Source organism: Streptomyces sp. SN-593, from assembly GCF_016756395.1.
GTDB classification, from domain to species: Bacteria; Actinomycetota; Actinomycetes; order Streptomycetales; family Streptomycetaceae; genus Actinacidiphila; species Actinacidiphila reveromycinica.
The window spans coordinates 1,793,515-1,818,503 of the sequence record NZ_AP018365.1 but is presented as its reverse complement, the minus strand read 5'-3'; the positions used below and the strand labels follow the sequence as shown (position 1 = coordinate 1,818,503).

Below are 24,989 nucleotides of genomic sequence, written 5' to 3'. Positions count from 1 at the left end.
CCGCGGACGGACGCCGCGCACCCTCGATGGCGCGGGGAACAGCGCGCACCCACCCACCCCGGAGGGTTCCGTCACCCTCACGGGGGTGAAACGTCACCCGGGCGGGCGAAAAACCCCCGGGGCGCGAGCCGCGCGCGGCGGTGGCGCGTTGGAACGGCGTGAGCGAGAAGAACCGGAACGGAAAGACCAGCGCACGCCAGGCGCTACAGGCACAGCGCGAGCGGGACAAGGCCAGGGCCAAGCGCAAGCGCACCCTGACGGTGGCGGGAGCCGTGGTGGTGGTGCTGGCCGCGGCGGCCGGCATCTCCATCGCGGTGGCCGACCGCGACAGCGGCACCAAGACCGGCTCGGGCGACTCCGCGGGCTCGGTGACCGCGCCGCGCGGCGCCGCCGGCAAGGACGACCTGGTGATCCCGGTCGGCGCGGCCGACGCGCCGTCCACGCTGACCGTGTACGAGGACTTCCGCTGCCCGGCCTGCGACGAGTTCGAGAAGACCTTCACGCCGACGATCCACGGCCTGGAGGACAGCGGCGAGCTGCGCACCGAGTACCACCTGGTCACCCTCATCGACGGCAACCTCGGCGGCGACGGCTCGCTGAACGCCGGGAACGCCGCTGCCTGCGCCCAGGACGAGGGGAAGTTCCGCCCGTACCACGACGTGCTCTACGACAACCAGCCCGACGAGCAGGACGACCGGTTCGGCGACAAGAAGAACCTGCTCACGCTGGCGGCCAAGGTGCCCGGCCTGAAGAACGCCTCCTTCACCGCCTGCGTGGACAACGGCACCCACGACGCGTGGGTGAAGAAGTCGAACGAGGCGTTCGACTCCGCCGGCTTCGGCTCCACCCCGACGGTGCTGCTCAACGGCAAGAACATCTACGGCTCCACGGCGCTGACCCCCGACTCGCTCAAGCAGATGGTCCAGGCCGCCAACAAGGGCAAGAAGCCCGGGAAGGTCACCCCGACGGCCGGCCCGTCCTGACCCCGGCGCGGCGCCGGCCAGGGGCGAGGACGTTATCCAGACGTAGCCGGGCGGGTTGCCGTACCACCCGCCCGGCAAGGTAGCGTCGGCACTGCCATGGAACTCGCATACATCCCCAGCCCGTCGCGCGGCGTCGTCCACCTCGGACCGATCCCGCTGCGGGGCTACGCGTTCTGCATCATCATCGGTGTCTTCGTGGCCGTCTGGCTCGGCAACAAGCGGTGGATCGCCCGCGGCGGCAAGCGGGAGACCGTCGCGGACATCGCGGTGTGGGCGGTGCCGTTCGGCCTGGTCGGCGGCCGCCTGTACCACGTGATCACCGACTACGAGCTCTACTTCACCGGCGGCAACGACTGGGTGAACGCCTTCAAGGTGTGGGACGGCGGTCTGGGCATCTGGGGCGCCATCGCGCTCGGCGCCCTGGGCGCCTGGATCGGCTGCCGCCGGCGCGGCATCGCGCTGCCCGCCTACGCCGACGCGATCGCTCCGGGCATCGCCTTCGCCCAGGCCGTCGGCCGGTGGGGCAACTGGTTCAACCAGGAGCTGTACGGCAACCACACCAGCCTGCCGTGGGGCCTGAAGATCACCAGCACCGCGGGCGACCGGGTGCCGGGCATCTACCAGCCGACGTTCCTGTACGAGTGCCTGTGGTGCATCGCCGTCGGGTTCGTGGTGATCTGGGCGGACCGGCGCTTCCGGCTCGGCCACGGCCGCGCCTTCGCGCTCTACGTGGCGTCGTACTGCGTGGGCCGCGGCTGGATCGAGCACATGCGGTCCGACTACGCCCACCACATCCTGGGACTGCGTCTCAACGACTGGACGGCGATGATCGTCTTCCTCTGCGCGGTCGTCTACATGGTGCTGTCGTCCCGGATGCGGCCCGGCCGGGAGGCCGTGGTCGAGCCCGGCGCCGAGGCGCCGGCCGTTGCGGACGGCGACGCCGCGGAGGGCTCCGGGCCCGGCGCGGCCGGTGACGCCACCGCGTCCGCGGACGGCGCGGACGCCGACGCCGACGACGACGCGCCGGGAGCGGCCGGGGAGTCGACGACGTCCGGGGCGGCCAGGGCGGCCGACGGGCCCGAGGCCGCCGACGCGGGCGCCGCGCCGGCCGGAGCGACCTCCGAGCCGTCCTCCTGACCGTCACCTGAACGTTCCCCGACCCTCACCCCCGGTTGGTCCCCCTCCCCGAAGCTGTACAGCGAAACCGCAGGTCAGGGCAGCCTTCCCTTGCTGGCGGCGACCCGGAATGCCACGTACGGTCGAACCGTTGGGCAGACGTGCACGGGTCGCTGGGGCGCCCGGGGGAGGGGTAGGACATGACGACGGCCACCGTGGAGCCGACCGGTGCGGCGGCTCCGTACCCCGCGCCCGAGCACACGCACCGCGATGTCAACGGCGGGTGGCTGCGCCCGGCGGTGTTCGGCGCGATGGACGGCCTGGTGTCGAACTTCGCGCTGATGACCGGGGTGGCCGGCGGTGACGTCGGCGCGCGGACCGTGGCGGTGACCGGTCTGGCGGGGCTGGCGGCCGGCGCCTTCTCGATGGCGGCCGGCGAGTACACCTCGGTCGCCTCGCAGCGCGACCTGGTCCGGGCCGAGCTCGCGGTCGAACGTGCCGAGCTGGACCGCCACCCCGAGGCCGAGCTGCGTGAGCTGGCGTCGCTCTACGTGGCGCGCGGGGTGGAGCCCGGGCTCGCCCACGAGGTGGCCCGGCAGCTCTCCGCCGACCCGGAGCGGGCCCTGGAGGTCCACGCCCGCGAGGAACTGGGCGTCGACCCCGGCGACCTGCCGTCGCCGCTGGTCGCGGCCGCCTCCTCGTTCGTGTGCTTCGCACTGGGCGCGCTGCTGCCGGTGCTGCCCTACCTGCTGGGCGCCACCGCGCTGTGGCCGGCGGTGGCGCTGGTGATGGCCGGGCTCTTCGGCTGCGGCGCCGCGGTGGCCGGGGTGACCGCGCGCTCCTGGTGGTACGGCGGGTTGCGCCAGCTCACGCTGGGTGCGGCCGCCGGCGGCGTCACCTTCGGGCTGGGCGCCCTGATCGGCTCCGCGGTGGGCTGACCGCCCGCGGGGCGGCGCCCCCGGGTCGGGCCCGGCCGGTCGGGCCCGACCGCCCCTTGACGGGCGGCCTTACCATCGAAAGGGGAACCGCGCCGACGGTTCCGCAGAAGGTTCTGTTTCCTCTTCGTTTCAGCGCCGGCCGCACGGGGCATCACTCGGTAACGCAACCGGCGGAGCCTTCCCGAAGGGCTCGGCGAGTCGCGCGCGGGCACCCCCGCACGCGGCGCCCGGATCGTCCGTGAACCCCCCGCGGCACGACGCTGGCCTGAAGTAGTCGTTCCACCCCGCACGACCCCACCCCGTATGTCCACATGATGGAATCGAGTATCCACTTCTCGAACATTCGTCCATCATGTAACCTGCACGAAATCGCAGAGGGCCAACGTCGTCCCTGTTGCGCATGCCCATGACGGGCGATGCAAACCAGCCACATGACGACGACGGGAGAGCCATGCGTTCGCGTTCCGCGTTCATGGACGGGCGCCCCGCCCCGCAGGGGATGTACGACCCCCGCCACGAGCACGACGCCTGTGGCGTCGGCTTTGTCGCCACGCTCAGCGGCGAGGCGAGCCACCAGCTCGTCCAGCAGGCCCTCACCGTCCTGCGCAACCTGGAACACCGCGGCGCCACCGGTGCCGAGCCGGACACCGGCGACGGCGCCGGCATCCTGCTGCAGATCCCGGACGCGTTCCTCCGCACGGCCGTCGACTTCGAGCTGCCCGCCGCCGGCCGCTACGCGGTCGGCCTCGCCTTCCTCCCGCACGAGCACGACGACCGCACCAAGGCCGTCGACGCCATCGAGCGGATCGCCGCCGAGGAGGGGCTGACCGTCCTGGGCTGGCGCGAGACGCCGATCGACCCCGACCTGCTCGGGACGACCGCCCGCTCCACCATGCCGTACTTCGCGCAGCTCTTCGTCGCCGACCAGGCCGCCGGCCGCGCGGGCATCGACCTGGACCGGCCGGCGTTCGTGCTGCGCAAGCGCGCCGAGCGCGAGGCCGACGTGTACTTCCCGTCGCTGTCCGCCCGGACCATCGTCTACAAGGGCATGCTCACCACCGGCCAGCTCGAACCGTTCTTCCCGGACCTGTCCGACGAGCGCTTCGCGACCGCCATCGCGCTGGTCCACTCGCGCTTCTCCACCAACACCTTCCCGAGCTGGCCGCTCGCCCACCCGTACCGGTTCGTGGCGCACAACGGCGAGATCAACACCGTCAAGGGCAACCGCAACTGGATGCGGGCACGGGAGTCGCAGCTTGCCAGCGAGCTGTTCGCGGGCGCCGGCGGCCACACCGACCTGGAGCGGATCTTCCCGATCTGCACCCCCGGCGCGTCCGACACCGCGTCCTTCGACGAGGTGCTGGAGCTGCTGCACCTCGGCGGCCGCTCGCTGCCGCACAGCGTGCTGATGATGATCCCCGAGGCGTGGGAGAACCACACCTCGATGGACCCGGCCCGCCGCGCCTTCTACCGCTACCACTCCACGCTGATGGAGCCCTGGGACGGCCCGGCCTGCGTCACCTTCACCGACGGCACCGTCGCCGGCGCGGTCCTGGACCGCAACGGGCTGCGCCCGGGCCGCTACTGGGTGACCGACGACGGCCTGGTGGTGCTCGCCTCCGAGTCCGGCGTGCTGCACGACATCGCCCCCGAGCGGGTCGTCCGCAAGGGCCGGCTCCAGCCGGGCCGGATGTTCCTGGTCGACACCGCCTCGCACCGCATCGTCGAGGACGACGAGATCAAGGCCGAGATGGCCGCCCAGAACCCGTACGCGGACTGGCTGGACGCCGGGCTGATCAACCTCGCCGACCTGCCCGAGCGCGAGCACATCGTGCACACCCACGCCTCGGTCACCCGCCGCCAGCAGACCTTCGGCTACACCGAGGAGGAGCTGCGGGTCCTGCTCGCGCCGATGGCGCGCACCGGCGCCGAGCCGATCGGCTCGATGGGCACCGACTCGCCGATCGCCGCCCTGTCCGACCGCCCGCGGCTGCTCTTCGACTACTTCACCCAGCTCTTCGCGCAGGTCACCAACCCGCCGCTGGACGCCATCCGCGAGGAACTCGTCACCTCGCTGATCTCCACCATCGGCCCGTCCGGGAACCTGCTGGAGCCCAGCCCCGCGTCCTGTCGCAACATCACCCTGCCGTTCCCGGTGATCGACAACGACGAACTGGCGAAGCTGATCCACGTCAACGCCGACGGCGACCTGCCCGGCCTGAAGGGCGCCACGCTCTCCGGCCTGTACCGGGTGGCCGGCGGCGGCGACGCGCTCGCCGCGCGCCTGGCGGAGATCTGCGCCGAGGCCGACGCCGCCATAGAGGACGGCGCCCGCCTGATCGTGCTCTCCGACCGGCACTCCGACGCCGAGCACGCGCCGATCCCGTCGCTGCTGCTCACCTCCGCGGTGCACCACCACCTGATCCGCACCAAGCAGCGCACCCAGGTCGGCCTGATCGTCGAGGCCGGCGACGTGCGCGAGGTGCACCACGTCGCGCTGCTGATCGGCTACGGCGCCGCGGCCGTCAACCCGTACCTGGCCATGGAGTCCGTCGAGGACCTGGTCCGGGCCGGCACCTTCCTGCCCGGCGTCGACGCCGGGACCGCCATGCGCAACCTGATCAAGGCGCTCGGCAAGGGCGTGCTGAAGGTGATGTCCAAGATGGGCATCTCCACCGTCGCCTCCTACCGCGGCGCGCAGGTCTTCGAGGCGGTCGGCCTGGACGCGGAGTTCGTCGACACCTACTTCCACCTCACCGACACCAAGATCGGCGGGGCGGGCATCGACGTCGTCGCGCGGGAGGTCGCCGCCCGGCACGCCAAGGCGTACCCGGTCTCCGGCATCCCCGCCGCGCACCGCCGGCTGGAGATCGGCGGCGAGTACCAGTGGCGCCGCGAGGGCGAGCCGCACCTGTTCGACCCCGACACCGTCTTCCGGCTCCAGCACGCCACCCGCACCCGGCGCTACGACATCTTCAAGCAGTACACCTCGCGGGTGAACGAGCAGTCCGAGCGGCTGATGACGCTGCGCGGCCTGTTCGGCCTCAAGCAGGACCGCCCGGCCGTCCCGATCGACGAGGTCGAGCCGGTCGCCGAGATCGTCAAGCGGTTCTCCACCGGCGCCATGTCGTACGGCTCGATCTCCCGCGAGGCGCACGAGACGCTGGCCATCGCGATGAACCAGCTCGGCGGCAAGTCCAACACCGGCGAGGGCGGCGAGGACCCGGAGCGGCTGTACGACCCGGCCCGGCGCAGCGCGATCAAGCAGGTCGCCTCCGGCCGGTTCGGCGTCACCTCCGAGTACCTGGTCAACGCCGACGACATCCAGATCAAGATGGCCCAGGGCGCCAAGCCCGGCGAGGGCGGCCAGCTTCCCGGCCACAAGGTCTACCCGTGGATCGCCGGCACCCGGCACTCCACCGCGGGCGTCGGCCTGATCTCCCCGCCGCCGCACCACGACATCTACTCCATCGAGGACCTCGCCCAGCTCATCCACGACCTGAAGAACGCCAACCCCCGGGCCCGGGTGCACGTCAAGCTGGTCTCCGAGGTCGGCGTCGGCACCGTCGCGGCGGGCGTGTCCAAGGCGCACGCCGACGTGGTGCTGATCTCCGGCCACGACGGCGGCACCGGCGCCTCCCCGCTCACCTCGCTGAAGCACGCGGGCGGCCCCTGGGAGCTCGGCCTGGCCGAGACCCAGCAGACGCTGCTGCTCAACGGGCTGCGGGACCGGATCGTGGTGCAGACCGACGGCCAGCTCAAGACCGGCCGGGACGTGGTGATCGCCGCGCTGCTCGGTGCCGAGGAGTTCGGCTTCGCCACCGCGCCGCTGGTCGTCTCCGGCTGCGTCATGATGCGGGTCTGCCACCTGGACACCTGCCCGGTCGGCGTCGCCACCCAGAACCCGGTGCTGCGCGACCGGTTCTCCGGCAAGCCCGAGTTCGTGGTGAACTTCTTCGAGTTCATCGCGGAGGAGGTCCGGGAGATCCTCGCCGAGCTGGGCTTCCGCAGCATCGAGGAGGCCGTCGGCCACGCCGAGCTGATCGACTCCGGCCGCGCGGTGGACCACTGGAAGGCGCAGGGCCTGGACCTGGCCCCGCTGCTGTACGTGCCCGAGCTGCCCGAGGGCGCCGCGCTGCACCGCACCACCGGCCAGGACCACGGGCTGGAGCGCGCGCTCGACAACGAGCTGATCCGGCTGGCCGCCGACGCGCTGGAGTCCGGCGCGCCGGTCCGCGCGCAGGTGCCGATCCTCAACGTCAACCGCACGGTGGGCACCATGCTCGGCCACGAGGTGACGAAGAAGTACGGCGGCGCCGGCCTGCCCGAGGACACCGTGGACATTACGTTCACCGGGTCCGCCGGCCAGTCCTTCGGCGCGTTCCTGCCGCGGGGCATCACGCTGCGGCTGGAGGGCGACGCCAACGACTACGTCGGCAAGGGCCTGTCCGGCGGCCGCGTGATCGTCCGCCCGGACCGCGGCGCGGACCACCTCGCGGAGGAGTCCACCATCGCGGGCAACACCATCGCCTACGGCGCCACCGGCGGCGAGCTGTTCCTGCGCGGCCGCACCGGCGAGCGGTTCTGCGTGCGCAACTCCGGCGCGACCGTGGTGGCCGAGGGCGTGGGCGACCACGGCTGCGAGTACATGACCGGCGGCCGCGCGGTGGTGCTCGGGGCCACCGGGCGGAACTTCGCGGCCGGCATGTCCGGCGGCATCGCCTACCTGCTGGACCTCGACCCGGACCGCGTCAACCCCGGGATGGTCGAGGTCGAGCAGCTCACCGCCGACGACATCACGTGGCTGCACGACGTGGTGCGCCGCCACTTCGAGGAGACCGGCTCCACCGTCGCCGAGCGGCTGCTCGCCGACTGGGGCGGCGCCCTCACCCGCTTCGGCAAGGTCATGCCGAGGGACTACAAGGCAGTGCTCGCCGCCAAGAACGCCGCCGAGCAGGCCGGACTCTCGGAGTCCGAGACCACCGCGAAGATGATGGAGGCGGCAAATGGCTGACCCCAAGGGCTTCCTCACCACCCCGCGTGAGAACAACCCGACCCGCTCGGTCGAGGAGCGCCGCCAGGACTGGAAAGAGGTCTACGTCCCCGGCGGGCTGCTGCCGATCGTCAGCAAGCAGGCCGGCCGCTGCATGGACTGCGGCATCCCGTTCTGCCACCAGGGCTGTCCGCTCGGGAACCTGATCCCGGAGTGGAACGACTACGCCTACCGCGAGGACTGGACCGCCGCGTCCGAGCGGCTGCACGCCACCAACAACTTCCCGGAGTTCACCGGGCGGCTGTGCCCGGCGCCGTGCGAGTCCGCCTGCGTCCTCGGCATCAACCAGCCGCCGGTGACGATCAAGAACGTCGAGGTCAGCATCATCGACAAGGCGTGGGACAACGGCGACGTCACGCCGCAGCCCCCGGAGCGCCTGTCCGGCAAGACCGTCGCCGTGATCGGCTCGGGCCCCGCGGGACTGGCCGCCGCCCAGCAGCTCACCCGGGCCGGCCACACCGTCGCGGTCTACGAGCGGGCCGACCGGATCGGCGGCCTGCTGCGGTACGGCATCCCCGAGTTCAAGATGGAGAAGCGGCACATCAACCGCCGCATCGAGCAGATGCGGGCGGAGGGCACCAAGTTCCGCACCGGCGTGCAGATCGGCACCGACCTCGACGCCGCGAAGCTGGTCCGGCGCTACGACGCGGTGGTCATCGCGGCCGGCGCCACCCAGTGGCGCGACCTGCCGGTCGAGGGCCGCGAACTGACCGGCGTGTACCAGGCGATGGAGTACCTGCCGCTGTCCAACAAGGTGCAGGAGGGCGACTTCGTCGCCCCGCCGATCACCGCGGAGGGCAAGCACGTCGTGGTCATCGGCGGCGGCGACACCGGCGCGGACTGCGTCGGCACCGCCCACCGTCAGGGCGCGCTGTCGGTCACCCAGCTCGAGATCATGCCGCGGCCGTCCGACGAGCGGCCCTCGCACCAGCCCTGGCCGACGATGCCGATGGTCTACAAGGTCACCTCCGCGCACGAGGAGGGCGGCGAGCGGGTCTACGCGGTCAACACCGTGCGGTTCACCGGCGACGCCGACGGCCACGTGCGCGAGCTGCACCTGGTCGAGGTGGTCTTCCAGGACGGGAAGTTCGTGCCGCAGGAGGGCACCGAGCGGGTCATCCCGGCCGACCTGGTCACCCTCGCGATGGGCTTCACCGGCACCGACCAGAAGAACGGCCTGATCGAGCAGGTCGGCCTGGAGCTGGACGCGCGCGGCAACATCGCGCGGGACGGCTCCTACGCGACCAACGTCGACGGCGTCTTCGTCGCCGGCGACGCCGGCCGCGGCCAGTCGCTGATCGTCTGGGCCATCGCGGAGGGGCGCTCGGCGGCGAAGGCCGTGGACGCCTACCTCACCGGGGTGCCCTCGGCGCTGCCCGCGCCGATCCGCCCGACCGACCGGCCGCTCACCGTCTGACCGGCCACCCCGCGCCGGGCCCCGCCCGGCCCCGAGATGTCCCGCACAAAGGGGTGCGGTACGCAGCAACACCCGCAACGCTCGCCGTTCCCCGACCAAGGAGGCGGGCGTTGCGCCTTTTCCGGGCCGGGACGCCGTACGGGGGCGCTGTCCGGGCGCATGGCCGCCCGGGGACCGGCCGGGTGCGCGGCCGACCGGGACCGGCGTCGCCCTCCTCCCGCACACCGCGCCCCCGCCCCGCACACCGCGTCCCTGGCCGCCACGCGGCGCCTTCCCCCTACGTGTCGCACTCCAGTTCCGTCCCGCACAGGGTGCACCGGGCGCGCAGACGTCCTTTGCAGGGCAGGCGGATGCGCTGGAAGCAGGTCGGGCAGGGGAAGGAGACCCGCAGGTCGGTCGGGGAGCCGGTGAACGCGTAGCCGGCCGGGTCCGGGGCGGCGCCGGCCCGGCGGTGCCGCGCGTACAGGCGGCGGGCCGCCCACGGCGCGGCGTCCAGCGGCGGCCGGCGCAGGTCCTGGCGGGCCCGGTCCAGCCCCGCCCGGTAGGCGTCGGCGGCCTGCGGGCTGCGCAGCCACGGCTCGATGTCGTCGCCCAGCGCCGTCGCGCGCTTCGCCAGGACGTACCCGAACTCCTCGGGTGTGAGGTATCCCAGCTTGTAGGCGGCCGTCGTGATCCGCTCGCCGCGCATCGCCGGCTCCTGGCGGTAGGCGTCCAGCAGCAGCCAGCCCGCGCCGAGGTACGCCGTCGCGGTGTCCGTGAGGATCTCGTTGTCGCGGGTGCCGGGGAAGGACAGGCCCAGCCGGTGCAGCCAGACGTGCGCCACCTCGTGGGCGAGGACGGCGCCCACGTCCCTGCGGTCGGTCCGGAACCGGGAGTGCAGCTCGACGAAGTACTCCGGGCCCGCGGCCAGTTCGACGTTCCCGGCGTGCGCCATGTCGCGGAAGCCCACCACCATCCGGGCGTCCGGCAGCCGCAGGTGCCCCACCATCACCCGGGCCACCCGCAGCGCGCCCAGGTACGGGTCCTCGTCGTCGGGGAAGTCCACCAGCTCCGGCCGCACGCTGGCGGCGTACCGGGCCACCCCGTCCGCCGACAGCCGCCGGTACAGCGCGGTCAGCGCGCTGTGCACGGTCTCCAGGTGCGGGAAACCGTGCACGATCGGCCCTCCGGCGCCCATCCCGCCGCCTTCGGTCGGCTCGCCCATGAACCACCTCCCCGCCCCTGCGAGCGTAGCCCCTGCGGGGCGCGACCGGCCCGTGCCGCGCGCCGGGAGCGGCCCGGGCGGCGCGCACGGGCGCGGGTGCGGGCGCCGGGCGCGGGCCGGGCGCGGGCCGGGTGCGGCGCAGGTGCGGCCAGGGTGCGGCGCGGGTGCGGCCCGGGTGTGGGCACCGCCACCGCATCCATGATCGTCGAAGGCGTTCCACCAGCGGCTTTCGTGGGGCAGCATGAAGGGCATGCCTGCCCTCAACCGCGCCGAAGCCGAGACCCGTGCCCGTGACCTGGCCGTGGCGCACTACGCGGTCGACCTCGACCTCACCCAGGGTGAGGAACACTTCGGCTCGACCACCGTCATCCGCTTCACGGCACTGCGGGACTGCGACAGCTTCGCCGAGATCGAGCCGGCCGCCCTGCACCGCGCGCTGCTCGACGGCGTCCCGATCGACACCGCGCTGGTCGACGGCGACCGGCTGCCGCTGCCCGGGCTCACGCAGGGCCCGCACGAGCTGCGGGTCGAGGCCGACATGGGCTACTCGCGCACCGGCGAGGGCATGCACCGCTTCACCGACCCCGCCGACGGCGAGACGTACCTGTACACCCAGATGTTCCTCGCCGACGTGCGACGGGTCTTCGCCGCCTTCGACCAGCCCGACCTGAAGGCGCGCTTCGACGTGGCCGTCACCGCGCCGGAGCACTGGACGGTGCTCGGCAACGGCGTCGCCACCCGCACCGCGCCCGGCCGCTGGCAGATGGCCACCACCCCGCCGCTGCCCACGTACGTCGTCGCGGTCGCCGCCGGCCCGTACCACGCGGTGCGCGCCGAGCACGCCGGGCTGCCCTTCGCCCTGCACGCCCGCCGCTCGCTCGCCCCCCACCTGGACCGGGCCGCACCCGACCTGCTCGCCTTCACCTTCCGCTGCTTCGACCGCTACCGCGAGATGTTCGCCGAGCCGTACCCGTTCGACTCCTACGACCAGGTGTTCGTGCCCGAGTTCAACTTCGGCGCGATGGAGAACCCCGGCCTGGTGGTGCTCCGCGACGAGTACGTCCACCGCTCCGACGCCACCCCCACCGAACTGCGCAACCGCGCGGTGGTCATCGCGCACGAGATGGCCCACATGTGGTTCGGCGACCTGGTCACCCTGCGCTGGTGGGACGACATCTGGCTGAACGAGTCGTTCGCCGAGTACATGGGCTACCAGGTGGTCTCCGAGGACCCCGAGTTCGCCGGCGCCTGGACCGACTACGGCGCCAACCGCAAGTACCGCGGGTCCGACAGCGACCAGCGCCCCTCCACCCACCCGGTCGCGCCGCTGCCCGAGGACGTCCCCGACACCGCCTCCGCGCTGACCAACATCGACGGCATCTCCTACGCCAAGGGCGGCTCCGCGCTGCGCCAACTGGTCACGTGGATGGGCCGCGAGGACTTCCTGACCGGACTCGACGCGCACTTCGCCCGGCACCGCTTCGGCAACGCCCGCCTCGCCGACCTGATCGACTCGCTGGCCGCCGCCACCGAACGCGACGTGCCCGCCTGGGCGCAGGCGTGGCTGCGCACCACCGGCGTGGACACCCTCACCCCGTCCGCCTCGCCCGCGCCCGGCGGCTGGCGGCTGGAGATCGGCCACAGCGGCGAGCGCCCGCACCGCATCGACGTCGGGCTGTACGACCGGGCGGCCGACGACCCGGCGCGCCTGGTGCTGCGCGAGCGCGCCACCGTGGACATCACGGCCACCTCCGCGGTCGAGCGCCGCACCTTCGACGGCGCCCGCCCCGACCTGGTGCTGCTCAACGACGGCGACCTCAGCTTCGTCAAGGTCCGGTTCGACGACCGCTCGTGGGAGGCGCTGCGCGACGCCCTCGGCAGCATCCCCGACCCGCTGGCCCGCTCGGTGGCCTGGAACGCCGCCCGCGACCTGGTGCGCGACGCCCGGCTGGCGCCGGCCGACTACCTGGACCTGGTCGCCCGGCACCTGCCGGCCGAGTCCGACCCGTCGATCGTGCACGGCGTGCTCACCTTCGCCCGGGTGACCGTCGCCGACCGCTACCTGGACCCGCGCGCGCGGCCCGGCGCGCTCGCCGGCCTCGCCGCGACCGCCCGCGCGCTGCTCGCCGAGGGCCACGCCGGCAACCGGCTCACCGCCACCCGCGCCCTGGTCGTCTCGGCGCTGGGCGACGAGGACGCGGCCGAACTGCGCGCCTGGTACGACAAGGACGCCTCGCCCGGCGGTGACGGCGCCCCCGACCAGGAACTGCGCTGGCTGCTGCTCGGGCGGCTGGCCGTGCTGGGCGCGGCCGGCCCCGCCGACATCGACGCGGAGCTGGCCCGCGATCCCGGCGCCGCCGGACACGAGGCCGCCGCACGCTGCCGGGCGGCGCTGCCGGACGCCGACGCCAAGGCCGCCGCCTGGCAGGCGATCTTCCACGAGTCGCGGTCCAACCACCTGCTCGGCGCGGCTGCGGAGGGCTTCTGGCAGCCCGAACAGCGGGACCTGCTCGCGGACTACCTGCCGCGCTACTACCCGGACGCGATCACGGTCGCGGCCCGGCGCGGGCCGGCCGTCTCCGACGCGGTCGCCCGGCGCGGTTTCCCGGTCGCCGAAGTCACCCCGCAGGCACTGGCGTTGGGCCGGGCTGCGCTGGAGGACCCCGCGCTCACCCCGGCGCTGCGCCGCTCCTTCGCCGACCAACTGGACGACCTCGCACGGGCGCTGCGCGTCCGCCAGGTCTTCGGCGGCTGACCCGGAGCGCCCCGCGCCGCCCGCACGGCGACCCCACCGCCCGGCAGCGCGGCCCTTGCCGACACCCCGGCCGGGGCCGCCCGTCGGGGTGGGGCGCGCCGCGGTGGGCCGGCGCCCGGCCGGGTACCGGGGTGGCGGGCGTCAAGGACGCGCGGCCGGCGCGCGGGGCGACGGCGCGTGACGTGGCCGGGAACGCCCGCGCGGCCGCACGCGGCCAGGTAGCCTGCCAGCAGGCCGTCGGCGGTCGGGGGACGTACCCATTCGGGTCAAGGGTCGTTGGACACGGTGCCCCAGTCGTGCGTGCCGGCGGGCGCCGGCCCGCACCGCGTCGCATTCCCGCTGAGTGAGGAACGACCATGCCGATGCCCGGACTTGCCGGTGGACGCGGAACCGCCGAGGCGCTGCGGCCCCTGGTGGACACCGTGTGCGGCGCGCTGGCGGAGGGCGCGCGCGACCGCGGCGGACCGGTGCCGCGCGGGGGCCCGGAGGGCGTGGCCCGGCTCGTCGACCAGGCCGCCCCGGACGTCCTGCCGCTGGCCGGCACCGGCGAGCACGAAGCCCTCGCCACCCTGGTGCACCTGATGGCCGCCGGCGCCGCCGACCCGGCCGACGCGCTGTGCGCCGCCCACCTGCACTGCCCGCCGCTGGCCGTCGCCGCGGCCGCCGACCTGGCCGCCTCCGCGCTCAACCCGTCGATGGACTCCTGGGACCAGGCCCCCGCCGCCAGCGCCCTGGAAGCGCGGGTCACCGCCGCCCTGGCCACCCTCGTCTACCCCGACCTGCCCGCCCCCGACGCCCTGGTGACCACCGGCGGCACCGAGTCCAACCAACTCGCCCTGCTGCTCGCCCGCGAACGCGCCGCCGGCGGCCCCCGGGTCCAGGTCGTGTGCGGCGCGAACGCCCACCACAGCGTCCAGCGCGCCGCCTGGCTGCTCGGCCTGCCGCAGCCCATCGTGCTGGACACCCCCGCAGGCGTCCTCGACCCGGCCGCCGTGGCCACCGCCCTGGACCAACTGCCCGGCCGCCCCCTGGTGGTCGCCACCGCCGGCACCACCGACAGCGGCGCCATCGACCCGCTGCCCGCGATCGCCCACGCCACCGGGCGGCACGGCGCCGAACTCCACGTCGACGCCGCCTACGGCGGACCCCTGCTGTTCAGCAGCCGCGAGGCCGCCAAACTCGACGGCCTGCAGTCCGCGGTGTCGGTCACCCTCGACCTGCACAAGCTCGGCTGGCAGCCCGTCGCCGCCGGCCTGCTCGCCGTGCCCGACGGCACCGCGCTGCGCCCGCTGGCCCACCAGGCCGACTACCTCAACGCCACCGACGACACCGAGGCCGGCCTGCCCGACCTGCTCGGCCGCTCGCTGCGCACCACCCGCCGCCCCGACGTCCTCAAACTCGCCGTCACCCTGCGCGCCCTGGGCCGCGAGGGCGTCGCCGACCTCGTCGACCGCGTCTGCGACCTCGCGGCCGACCTCGCCGACCGGATCGAGCGCCACCCCGCGCTCACCCTCCACGCGCCCCCCGCGATCAGCACCGTGCTGTTCCGCCCGACCGCCGCCACCGACGAGGAGACCGCCGAACTGCGCCGCCGCCTGCTCCACGAGGGCCGCGCCGTGCTGGGCCGGGCCCGCGCCGGCGGCCGGCTCTGGCTCAAGGCCACCCTGCTCAACCCGCACCTGCGCCCCGACGACCTCGACACGCTGCTGAACCTCACCACGGAAGGCACCACGGCACGATGAACCCCACCCCGTCCGGCGCCGACGGCGCCACGCCCGCGCCCGCGGAGGAACCCCTCGACCTGCTCGGCATCGGCATCGGGCCGTTCAACCTGTCGCTGGCCGCACTCGCCGACGGCGTCCCCGGCCTGACCGCCGCCTTCTACGAGCAGCGCCCCGACTTCCGCTGGCACCCCGGGCTGCTGATCGAGGGCGCCACCCTCCAGGTGCCCTTCCTCGCCGACCTGGTGACCCTCGCCGACCCCACCAGCAACTGGACGTTCCTGAACTGGCTGCGCAGCCGCGACCGGCTCTTCCCGTTCTACTTCGCCGAGCGCTTCCACGTGCACCGCGCCGAGTACGACGCCTACTGCCGCTGGGTCGCCGAGTCGCTGCCCACCACCCACTTCGGCCAGCAGGTCGACTGCGTGCGGTGGAACCCGGCCCGCGCGCTGTTCGAGGTGGACCACACGCACGTCGACGCGCACGGCGAGGCGGAGGCGCTGGCGCGCACCCACGCCCGGCACCTGGTGATCGGCGTCGGCACGCGGCCGCACGTCCCCGAGCCGCTGCGGCCGCTGGCGGACTCGCCGGCGGCGCCGGTCGTGCACTCCTCGCGCTACCTCCAGGAGCGGGCCCGGCTGCTGGACGCCGAGCACATCACGGTGATCGGCTCCGGGCAGTCCGGCGCGGAGGTCTTCCTGGACCTGCTGCGCAACCGCCCGGTCGGCCGGGAGCGGCTGACCTGGCTGGCCCGCACCCCCGCGTTCGCGCCCATGGAGTACAGCAAGCTCGGCCTGGAGCACTTCACCCCCGACTACACCCGCTACTTCCACGGCCTGGCCGAACCGGTCCGGGACCGGTTGGTGCCGCAGCAGTGGCAGTTGCACAAGGGCATCGACACCGAGACGATCGCCGCGATCCACGACGAGCTCTACCGCCGCTCCCTGGAGGGCGGTTGGCCCGACGCGGTGCTCACCCCCGGCGTCAGCGTCCGCACCGCCGGCCGGCTCGGCACGCAGAGCGTCGAACTGCACCTGGAACACGCCGAGCAGGGCGGCCGCACCCGGATGGTGACCAACGCGGTGGTGCTGGCCACCGGTTACGAGGAGCGCCCCCTCGACCGCCTGCTCGACCCGCTCGCGCCGTACGTCGAGCGGGACGAGGCGGGGCGGCCGAGGATCGACGCCCGCTACCGGATGCGGCTGGACCCGTCGGTCTCCGGCCGGGTCTACGTGCAGAACGCCGAGCGTCACTCGCACGGCGTGGGCGCCCCGGACCTGGGTCTCGCGGCGTGGCGCTCCGCGGTGGTGCTCAACGACCTGACCGCCCTGCTGACCGGGCAGGAGCACTACCGGCTGCCGGAGCGGACCGCCTTCACCACCTTCGGCCTCGGCGTCCCCTCCGACAGCCGGAGCGCGCCGGCGCCCGCGGCCGACCTGCGCACCCGCGGCTGAGACCGTCAGCCGAACAGCGGCGCCCCGTCGCGGGTCAGCCGCCACTGGTCGCCGCCGAAGTCCGACGGGTCGATCGTGCCGTGCGCCTGCACCCACGCGATGATGGTGTTGCGGATCTCGTCGGAGTTCGACCACACCGACTGCGCGGTCGCGATGTGCGGGTAGTTGCTGCCGCCGCTGGAGCGGTAGTTGTTCACCGCGAGCACGAACTGCGCGGCGGGGTCGATCGCGGCCCCGCCGTGCGTGAGGTTCGCGATCCGCGACCCGGCCGGCTGCGCGATGTCGATGTCGTACGACACCCCGCTGAGCACGTCGTAGCTGAAGTCGGGGGTGTTGTTCGCGTTGGTGATCTTCGTGACGTCGACCGGGGCGTCCGGCGCGGTCTGCACGAAGTACTCCGCGGACCACTCCAGGTAGTCCTTGACCTGGGCGCCGGTCAGCAGCTTGGCGTCCAGCGTGTTCTCGTAGACGTACAGGCCCGCCACGTCGCGCAGCGAGACCTGCCCGGCGGGGATGGCCGCGGTGCGGGAGAACGGCGACGCCTGCGAGAGCACCGGCACGTCGGCGTACTGCGAGCCGGCCAGCGCCGCGGTGACGGTGTCGGACTGGACCTTGTTGACGAAGTCGATGATCGGGGTGTCCTTGTAGGTGGACTCCGCCGCGGACATCGCCTCGGTGCAGGTGCCGACGACCTGGTTGACGTAGGTGACGACCTTCTGGTGCTCGGCGCGCACCAGGGCCGCGACCACCGGGTCCTCGGCGACGGTGTTGGCGTTGCGCACCCCGGCCTGGACGGAGGTCACCTTCCAGCGGCCGTGCTCCAGCTCCAGGTCGATGTCGAACACGCTCAGCCGCATGCCCCACATCAGCGGTTCGGACAGCACCACGGTCCGGCCGGTCTCCTCGTTGACCACCAGCGTCTGCGGGCGCTCCACGTGGGTGTGGCCGACCAGGATCGCGTCGATGCCGGGCACCTGCGCGGCCACCAGCGAGGACGCGTTCTCCGGGTAGGGGACCGCGTCGCCGTAGGTGGTGCTGCCGTCCAGGCCGGAGTGGTCGGTGCAGAAGACCACGTCGCAGCCGAGCGCGCGCAGCTTGGGGACGTAGAGCCTCGCCTGCTCGACCAGTCCGGGGAAGGAGAGCTGCCCCTGCACGTTGGCCTTGTCCCACACCGCGATGCCGGGGTTGGTCAGTCCCAGGATGCCGACCTTGATGTTCGGGCCGCCCTCCACCCGCAGTTCCTTGACCAGGTACGGCGGGAACGCCGGCCGCAGCGTCTTGGCGTCGACCGCGTTGGCGGCCAGCAGCGGGAAGTCGCACTGGTCCTGGAAGGCGCGCAGCAGCGGGATGCCGTAGTTGAACTCGTGGTTGCCGAGCGCGGCGGCGTCGTAGCGCATGTGGTTCATCGCCAGCGCCATCGGGTGCTTCGGGCCCTTCTTCGCGCCGGTGATCGGCTCGACCCGCGCGAAGTAGTACGAGAGCTGGGTGCCCTGGATGATGTCGCCGGCGTCGACCAGCAGGGTGCGGTCGTGGCCCTTCTCGGCGCGGGCGTCCTCGATGAGGGTGGCGAGCTTGGCCATGCCGACGTCGTTGTGGGTGGCGTCGTCGTACTCGGCGTTGGTGAAGTAGTCCCAGTTCAGGGCGTGTCCGTGCACGTCGGTGGTGCCCAGCACGCGCAGGCTGTACGTCTTCGGCCGGGGACCGTGGCCGGGGGAGGGGCGGTGGTCGGAGGCCTGCGCCGGGGTCGCCGCCACCGCGCCGGCCGCGCCGGTGAGCGCGACGCCCGCACCTGTCGCGGCGGATCGGTTGATGAAGTCCCTGCGGTTGAGCGGCATCTGGGTTCTCCCTGGGGGTCGAGCGGCACGGCGGGCCGGAGTGGCCATGGCGACGCGCGTAGATTCTGGACCAGGGGAGGGGGCCCGCAACACCCCCGGGGGATGAACGGTCCGCCGCTCGTACACGATGCGCGCCCAGGCCGCGCGGCCGCGCACGCCGCTGAGCGGCGCCTCCGCCACCGAGGGTGACCGAAGTGCTCATCGGAGCGGGCCGCTGCACACTTCGACACTTGTCAACAACCGTTAATCCGAACGTCGTTGGGCTGTTGGCGTCACCAAGCTCCCTACCAACGAGTAAGTCATACGCTCGATACATGCGTCGAGCCAAGATTGTCTGCACCCTGGGTCCTGCCACCGAGTCCTACGACCAGATCAAGGCGCTGGTCGAGGCAGGAATGGACGTCGCCCGCCTGAACCTCAGCCACGGCGGCTACGCCGAGCACGAGGACCGCTACCGGCGGGTCCGCAAGGCCGCCGACGAGACCGGGCGCAGCGTCGGCATCCTCGCCGACCTTCAGGGTCCGAAGATCAGGCTGGGACGTTTCGCCGAAGGTCCGGTACTGCTTGAACGCGGCGACGAGTTCACCATCACCGTCGACGACATCGAGGGTGACCAGGCGATCTGCGGCACCACCTACAAGGGGCTGACCGCCGACGTGGCCCGCGGGGAGCGCATCCTCGTGGACGACGGCCGGGTCACCCTGGAGGTGACCGACGTCGAGGGCCCGCGCGTGCACACCATGGTCATCGAGGGCGGCATGGTCTCCGACCACAAGGGCCTGAACCTGCCCGGCGTCGCCGTCTCCGTCCCGGCGCTGTCCGACAAGGACATCCGCGACCTGCGCTGGGCACTGCGCACCGGCGCCGATGTGATCGCGCTGTCCTTCGTGCGCAGCGGGCGCGACATGGACGACGTGCTGCGGATCATGGAGGAGGAGGGGCGCCGGGTCCCGGTGATCGCCAAGATCGAGAAGCCCCAGGCGGTGGAGAACCTGGAGGACATCGTCGACGCCTTCGACGGGATCATGGTCGCCCGCGGCGACCTGGGCGTCGAGATGCCGCTGGAGGCCGTGCCGATCGTCCAGAAGCGCGCGGTCAAGCTCGCCCGGCGCAACGCGAAACCGGTCATCGTCGCCACCCAGATGCTCGACTCGATGATCGACAACTCCCGCCCCACCCGCGCCGAGGCCAGCGACGTGGCCAACGCGGTGATCGACGGCACCGACGCGGTGATGCTCTCCGGCGAGACGAGCGTCGGCAAGTACCCGATCGAGACGGTCAAGGTGATGTCCCGGATCGTGGCCGCCGCCGAGGAGGACATCCTCGCCGCCGGCCTGCCGCCGCTGACCGGCAGCAACAAGCCGCGCACCCAGGGCGGCGCGGTCGCCCGCGCCGCGGCCGAGATGGGCGACTTCCTCGGCGCCTCCTACCTGGTGGCCTTCACCCAGTCCGGCGACACGGTGCGCCGGCTGTCCCGCTACCGCTCGCCGATCCCGGTGCTCGCCTTCACCCCGGAGGAGGCCACCCGCTCCCAGCTCAACCTCACCTGGGGCGTGGAGACGTTCCTCGGCCCGACCGTGCAGACCACCGACGAGATGGTGCAGCAGGTGGACGAGCAACTGCTGCGGATCGGCCGCTGCAAGAGGGGTGACGTCGTGGTGATCACGGCCGGCTCGCCGCCCGGAATGCCCGGCACCACCAACATGGTCCGGGTCCATCACATCGGCGAGGACGACTCCCCGAAGAGGTAACGCGTAATTGCCGGCGATGGTGCTGACTTCCCAGCTTGGAGCGGTCGGCGCCCCCTTCTCCATTACCGGGCCCCGCGGGACGATCCGTCCGCGGGGCCCGTCGGTTTTCGGTCAGTGGCGGAAACGTCGAACCCTCGCTATTAACACTCTGTTACCTGCCTGCAATACCCAATCGGTGGCCCCGGCGCGCCCGCCGCCGCCCTGGGCGGACGCCCCCGTATTCCCATTCCGGTGATCTTGTCCGAAATGGCGGTGTACCGCCGCCGGCAGCCGGCCGCGCCCACTGGAAGTGCGGGTTCTCATCATGCGGACCCCGCTCAAAGCGCCCAAACGGCACGGCAAACCTCAGGGGAAGCTCAAGAAAGGACGATTGGCATAACAAGACAGTCACACTCTTCGCCTTACCGCTCCCCGACGCCGCACGACGCGCCTAGAGTCACGGCCAGTCACCGCGCTTCCGAATTAGCGATCGGACTTCCGCGCGCGACTTCGGCCGTCCACGAGGACCGGTCGAGCCAGGGGAAAGGACCGCTTGTGCGACACCGCTCTTTGCTGCTGCTCACGTCCGTAATGACCACAGGAGCCCTCACACTGACCGCTTGCGGCTCGCGCAGCGACGACAGCAAGAAGAGCAGTGGCGACGACGGCGGTGGCAGCAACATCACGCTCACCATCGGCGTCGACGCGCCACTGACCGGCCAGAACTCCGCCACCGGCCTCGGCCTGCAGTACGGCACGCAGCTCGCGGTGGACGACGCCAACGCCAACAAGCTCGTGCCCGGCGTGACCTTCAAGGTCAAGGCGCTCGACGACAAGGCGCTGCCGGCCACCGGCCAGCAGAACGCCACCGCGCTGGTGCAGGACAGCAACGTCATCGGCGCCGTCGGCCCGCTCAACTCCGGTGTGGCCGAATCGATGCAGCAGGTCTTCGCCACCGCCAACATGGTGGAGATCTCGCCGGCCAACACCAACCCCGACCTCACCCAGGGCAAGGACTGGGCGACCGGCAAGAAGGTCCGCCCCTTCAAGACCTACTTCCGCACCGCCACCACCGACGCCAACCAGGGCGGCTTCGCGGCGGACTACGCCTACAACACCCTGAAGAAGAAGGACGTCTTCGTCGTCGACGACAAGCAGGCGTACGGCGCCGGCCTGGCCTCGATCTTCAAGAGCAAGTTCGCCTCCCTGGGCGGCAAGATCGCCGGCACCGACCACGTCAACACCGGCGACACCGACTACTCGGCCCTCGTCACCAAGATCAAGCAGTCGCACGCCGACATGCTCTACTACGGCGGCCAGTACGACGAGTCCGAGCTGATCACCAAGCAGCTCAAGGCCGGCGGCGTGAACATCCCGCTCATGGGCGGCGACGGCATGTACTCCGACACGTACATCAAGACCGCGGGCGCCGCCGCCACCGGCGACCTCGCCACCTCCGTCGGCGTGCCCGTCGACACCCTCCCGGCCGCCCAGAACTTCATCAAGGCGTACAAGGCCAAGAAGTACCCCGGTGACTACGGCACCTACGGCGGCTACTCCTACGACGCCGCCACCGCCATCATCAAGGCCGTCGGGGCCGTCATGGACGCCAACGGCGGCAAGCTGCCGTCCATGAACGACGCCCGCTCCAAGGTCGTGGACGCCGTCCAGAAGACCGACTTCGACGGCATCGCCGGCCACGTCGCCTTCGACCAGTACGGCGACACCACCAACAAGCAGCTGACCGTCTACCAGGTCAAGAACGGCAAGTGGACCGCTGTGAAGAGCGGCGTCTACACGGGCTGACCGACCCCCCACCACCGAGGGCCGCGCGGCCGGTCACCCCGGCCGCGCGGCCCGCCGTCTGTCGCACCACCCCCCTCGACCCGTCCCCGACCCACCTGCTCCCAGCGACATGGAGGCCATGCGGTGCACACCCTGCCGCAACAGCTGGCCAACGGGCTGTTCCTCGGCTCGATGTACGGGCTCATCGCCATCGGCTACACGATGGTGTACGGCATCGTCCAGCTCATCAACTTCGCCCACGGCGAGATCTTCATGACCGGCGCCTTCGGCGCGCTCACCGTATGGAACGTGCTGCCCGACGGCATGAACATCTGGGCCGCACTGCCCCTGATGCTCATCGGCGGCGCCCTCGTCTCCGTGCTCATAGCGGTAGGCGCCGAACGGTTCGCCTACCGGCCGCTGCGCGGCGCCCCCCGCCTCGCGCCGCTCATCACCGCGATCGGCCTCTCGCTCGCCCTCCAGCAGGCGATCTTCGTCTGGTACCCCGGCGCCGACAACGCCAAGAACTTCCCGCAGCTCGGCACCCACCCGTACCACATCGGCTCCATCAGCGTGCAGCGCAACGACATCTTCCTCGTCGTCGCCGCCGCGATCTGCATGATCGGCCTGGCCGCCTTCGTCCGCACCAGCCGCACCGGCCGCGCCATGCAGGCCACCGCGCAGGACCCGGACACCGCCCAGCTCATGGGCATCGACACCAACCGCATCATCGTGATCGCGTTCGCCATCGGCGGCCTGTTCGCCGCCGTCGCCGGTGTCGCCTTCGGCCTGAAGTACGGCCAGATCAACTACAACATGGGCTTCCAGGCCGGCCTGAAAGCCTTCACCGCCGCGGTACTCGGCGGCATCGGCAACATCTACGGCGCCATGCTCGGCGGACTCGTCCTCGGCATCGCCGAAGCGTGCGCCACCGCCTACATCGCCAACATCCCCGGCATGCACCAGCTCGGCGGACAGGGCTGGGCCAACGTATGGGCCTTCGTACTGCTCATCGTGGTCCTCCTGGTCCGACCACAGGGCCTGCTGGGTGAACGCGTAGCGGACAGGGCGTGAGTCGCATGACCGACATCCCCACCACCGAGGCACTCCAGCCCGCCCCGCTCGGCGCCACCAACCCCGACGCGCCGCGCGCCGACTCCTACATCAGCCTGCCGCCCGGCGCCGCCCGCATCGCGACGCTCGTCGGCGCCGTCGGCACCGTGGCCTCCACCTTCATGTCGTGGACCTACACCTCCGACTTCCCCGGCGACCTCACCGTCAACGGCTACCCCGGCGGCCTCCAGGTCCTCACCCTGATCGGAGCCGTCCTCACCGGCCTGCTCGCCCTCGGCGCCTTCGGCGTCAAGGGCCTGACCTGGCTGGTGCCCAACCGCTCGAACAACGCCGTCCTGCTGCTGGCAGCCGGCACCTTCGCCACCACCTGGTACGCCGTCATCGCCATCGCGCAGGAACTCGGCGGCCTGGCCAACCTCAACCCCGGCGGCTTCGTCGCCGCCGTCGCCTCGCTCGTCCTGTTCGCCGGCACCCTGGGCCTGCCCATCGACCGCCAGCCCCTGGACCCCGCCGACTCCGAGTACTACGAACTCGGCCGGCTGAGCGAGAACGGCGCCGCCCGCGGCGGCTACCGCTGGCTGCGCCAGGCCCGCCTCCACCACAGCGAGCTGTCCGTACCGGACCCGGCCCGGGCACCCGCCTGGGTGCAGTACCTCACCATCGTCGTGGTCGCCGCGGCCGGCGTGAAGGTCCTCACCTACGGGCTGGCCACCGGCTACACCGAGCTGTTCGTCGGCTACCTCATCCTGGTCGCCTTCACCCTGTGGTCGTTCAACGCCGCCGGACTCACCCGGCAGTTCTCCAAGATCACCGCCGACCACCGGCCGTTCGCCATCCTGATGGGCATCCTCGCCGCCATCGCCTACCCGTTCGTGCAGAACAACGAGCACTGGGCGAACCTCGGCGTCAACATCCTCATCTTCGGCACCGTCGCCCTCGGCCTGAACATCGTCGTCGGCCTCACCGGCCTGCTCGACCTCGGCTACGTCGCCTTCCTCGGCGTCGGCGCCTACGCCGCGGCCCTGGTCTCCGGCTCCGAGTACTCCATCTGGTCCGGCGTCCAGTTCCCCTTCTGGGCCGCCGCCCTCACCGGCATGGCCGCCTCCCTGGTCTTCGGCGTCCTCATCGGCGCCCCGACCCTGCGGCTGCGCGGCGACTACCTGGCCATCGTCACCCTCGGCTTCGGAGAGATCTTCCGCATCGCGGTCAACAACCTCGACGGCGTCTCCGGCCCCAAGGTCACCAACGGCCCGAACGGCATCTCGCAGATCCCCGACCTGTCGGTCTTCGGCTACAACCTCGGCCAGCCCCACACCATGGGCTCCATCACCCTCGGCCGGTTCGCCAACTACTACCTGCTGATGCTCGTCATCACGATCATCGTGGTGCTCGTCTTCACCCGCGCCTCCGACTCCCGCATCGGCCGCTCCTGGATCGCCATCCGCGAGGACGAGACCGCCGCCACCGCCATGGGCATCAACGGCTTCCGGGTCAAGCTCATCGCGTTCGCGCTCGGCGCCTCGCTGGCGGGCCTGGCCGGCACCGTCAGCGCCCACGTCACCTACAGCGTGGTGCCCAACCCGTACCAGTTCTCCGGCGCCGCACCGCCCAACTCCGCGTTCCTGCTCGCCGCCGTCGTCCTCGGCGGCATGGGAACCGTCACCGGACCCGTCCTCGGCGCGGCCATGCTCTACCTCATCCCCGAGAAGCTGGGCTTCCTCCAGCGCTACGAACTCCTCGCGTTCGGCGTCACCCTCGTGCTCATCATGCGGTTCCGCCCCGAGGGCATCATCGCCAACCGGCGCCGCCAACTGGAGTTCCACAAGGACGAACCCCCGGCCCAGGACGAAGCCCTGGTCCCCGCACAGCCGACCGTCGGCGACGACGGCGCGGCCGCCGGCGCGGCAGGGGCGTGAAGGACACC

General features: G+C 72.3%; 14 protein-coding genes. 12 read left to right on the top strand and 2 right to left on the bottom strand.

What is annotated here, in order from left to right:
• Positions 1–158 precede the first annotated feature (158 nt).
• The 5 genes from RVR_RS07580 to RVR_RS07560 all read left to right on the top strand — a co-directional run bounded on the left by RVR_RS07580 (position 159) and on the right by RVR_RS07560 (position 9,507).
• The gene (locus tag RVR_RS07580) at positions 159–983 is read left to right on the top strand and encodes a DsbA family protein (protein WP_202233117.1); all 825 of its coding nucleotides are present in this window, start codon (positions 159–161) and stop codon (positions 981–983) included.
• A gap of 96 nt (positions 984–1,079) precedes the next feature.
• Positions 1,080–2,120 (top strand): prolipoprotein diacylglyceryl transferase, encoded by a 1,041-nt coding sequence (gene lgt / locus RVR_RS07575; RefSeq protein ID WP_202233116.1) that lies wholly within the window; start codon positions 1,080–1,082, stop codon positions 2,118–2,120.
• 179 nt (positions 2,121–2,299) lie between these two features.
• Entirely contained in the window at positions 2,300–3,037 is a 738-nt protein-coding gene (locus RVR_RS07570; protein ID WP_202233115.1) for a VIT1/CCC1 transporter family protein, read from the top strand.
• Positions 3,038–3,488: 451 nt separating this feature from the next.
• On the top strand, positions 3,489–8,051 hold the full coding sequence (gltB, locus tag RVR_RS07565) for a glutamate synthase large subunit (protein ID WP_202233114.1): 4,563 nt from the start codon (positions 3,489–3,491) through the stop codon (positions 8,049–8,051).
• Positions 8,044–9,507 carry a glutamate synthase subunit beta gene (locus tag RVR_RS07560; protein ID WP_202233113.1) on the top strand — a complete coding sequence of 488 codons (1,464 nt, stop codon included), beginning with the start codon at positions 8,044–8,046 and terminating at the stop codon, positions 9,505–9,507. The genes gltB and RVR_RS07560 overlap by 8 nt, the downstream gene beginning before the upstream one ends.
• A gap of 277 nt (positions 9,508–9,784) precedes the next feature.
• Here the strand turns inward: RVR_RS07560 and RVR_RS07555 are convergent, their stop codons facing one another.
• Entirely contained in the window at positions 9,785–10,711 is a 927-nt protein-coding gene (locus RVR_RS07555) for a hypothetical protein (protein ID WP_237404624.1), read from the bottom strand.
• Positions 10,712–10,961: 250 nt separating this feature from the next.
• On the opposite strand from RVR_RS07555, the gene pepN reads away from it, so the two are divergent.
• The 3 genes from pepN to RVR_RS07540 all read left to right on the top strand — a co-directional run bounded on the left by pepN (position 10,962) and on the right by RVR_RS07540 (position 16,641).
• Entirely contained in the window at positions 10,962–13,466 is a 2,505-nt protein-coding gene (gene pepN / locus RVR_RS07550) for an aminopeptidase N (RefSeq protein ID WP_430393109.1), read from the top strand.
• Positions 13,467–13,822: 356 nt separating this feature from the next.
• Positions 13,823–15,208 carry a pyridoxal phosphate-dependent decarboxylase family protein gene (locus tag RVR_RS07545; RefSeq protein WP_202233111.1) on the top strand — a complete coding sequence of 462 codons (1,386 nt, stop codon included), beginning with the start codon at positions 13,823–13,825 and terminating at the stop codon, positions 15,206–15,208.
• The gene (locus RVR_RS07540) at positions 15,205–16,641 is read left to right on the top strand and encodes a lysine N(6)-hydroxylase/L-ornithine N(5)-oxygenase family protein (RefSeq protein WP_202233110.1); all 1,437 of its coding nucleotides are present in this window, start codon (positions 15,205–15,207) and stop codon (positions 16,639–16,641) included. Before RVR_RS07545 ends, RVR_RS07540 begins: the two co-directional genes overlap by 4 nt.
• A gap of 5 nt (positions 16,642–16,646) precedes the next feature.
• Here RVR_RS07540 and RVR_RS07535 read toward each other — a convergent pair whose 3' ends face one another.
• The gene (locus RVR_RS07535) at positions 16,647–18,476 is read right to left on the bottom strand and encodes a bifunctional metallophosphatase/5'-nucleotidase (RefSeq protein ID WP_202233109.1); all 1,830 of its coding nucleotides are present in this window, start codon (positions 18,474–18,476) and stop codon (positions 16,647–16,649) included.
• Between the two features lie 314 nt (positions 18,477–18,790).
• Here RVR_RS07535 and pyk point away from each other — a divergent pair, with 314 nt between their 5' ends.
• From pyk to RVR_RS07515, 4 genes are all read left to right on the top strand, one after another.
• Positions 18,791–20,227, top strand: coding sequence for a pyruvate kinase (gene pyk / locus RVR_RS07530; protein WP_202233108.1), 1,437 nt, complete (start codon positions 18,791–18,793; stop codon positions 20,225–20,227).
• Between the two features lie 570 nt (positions 20,228–20,797).
• Positions 20,798–22,012, top strand: a complete 1,215-nt coding sequence (locus RVR_RS07525) for a branched-chain amino acid ABC transporter substrate-binding protein (protein ID WP_202233107.1) — start codon at positions 20,798–20,800, stop codon at positions 22,010–22,012.
• Between the two features lie 123 nt (positions 22,013–22,135).
• Entirely contained in the window at positions 22,136–23,065 is a 930-nt protein-coding gene (locus RVR_RS07520; protein WP_202233106.1) for a branched-chain amino acid ABC transporter permease, read from the top strand.
• Between the two features lie 5 nt (positions 23,066–23,070).
• A complete protein-coding gene (locus RVR_RS07515; protein WP_202233105.1) occupies positions 23,071–24,981 on the top strand; it encodes a branched-chain amino acid ABC transporter permease in 1,911 nt (636 codons plus the stop codon).
• The last annotated feature ends 8 nt before the right edge of the window (positions 24,982–24,989 follow it).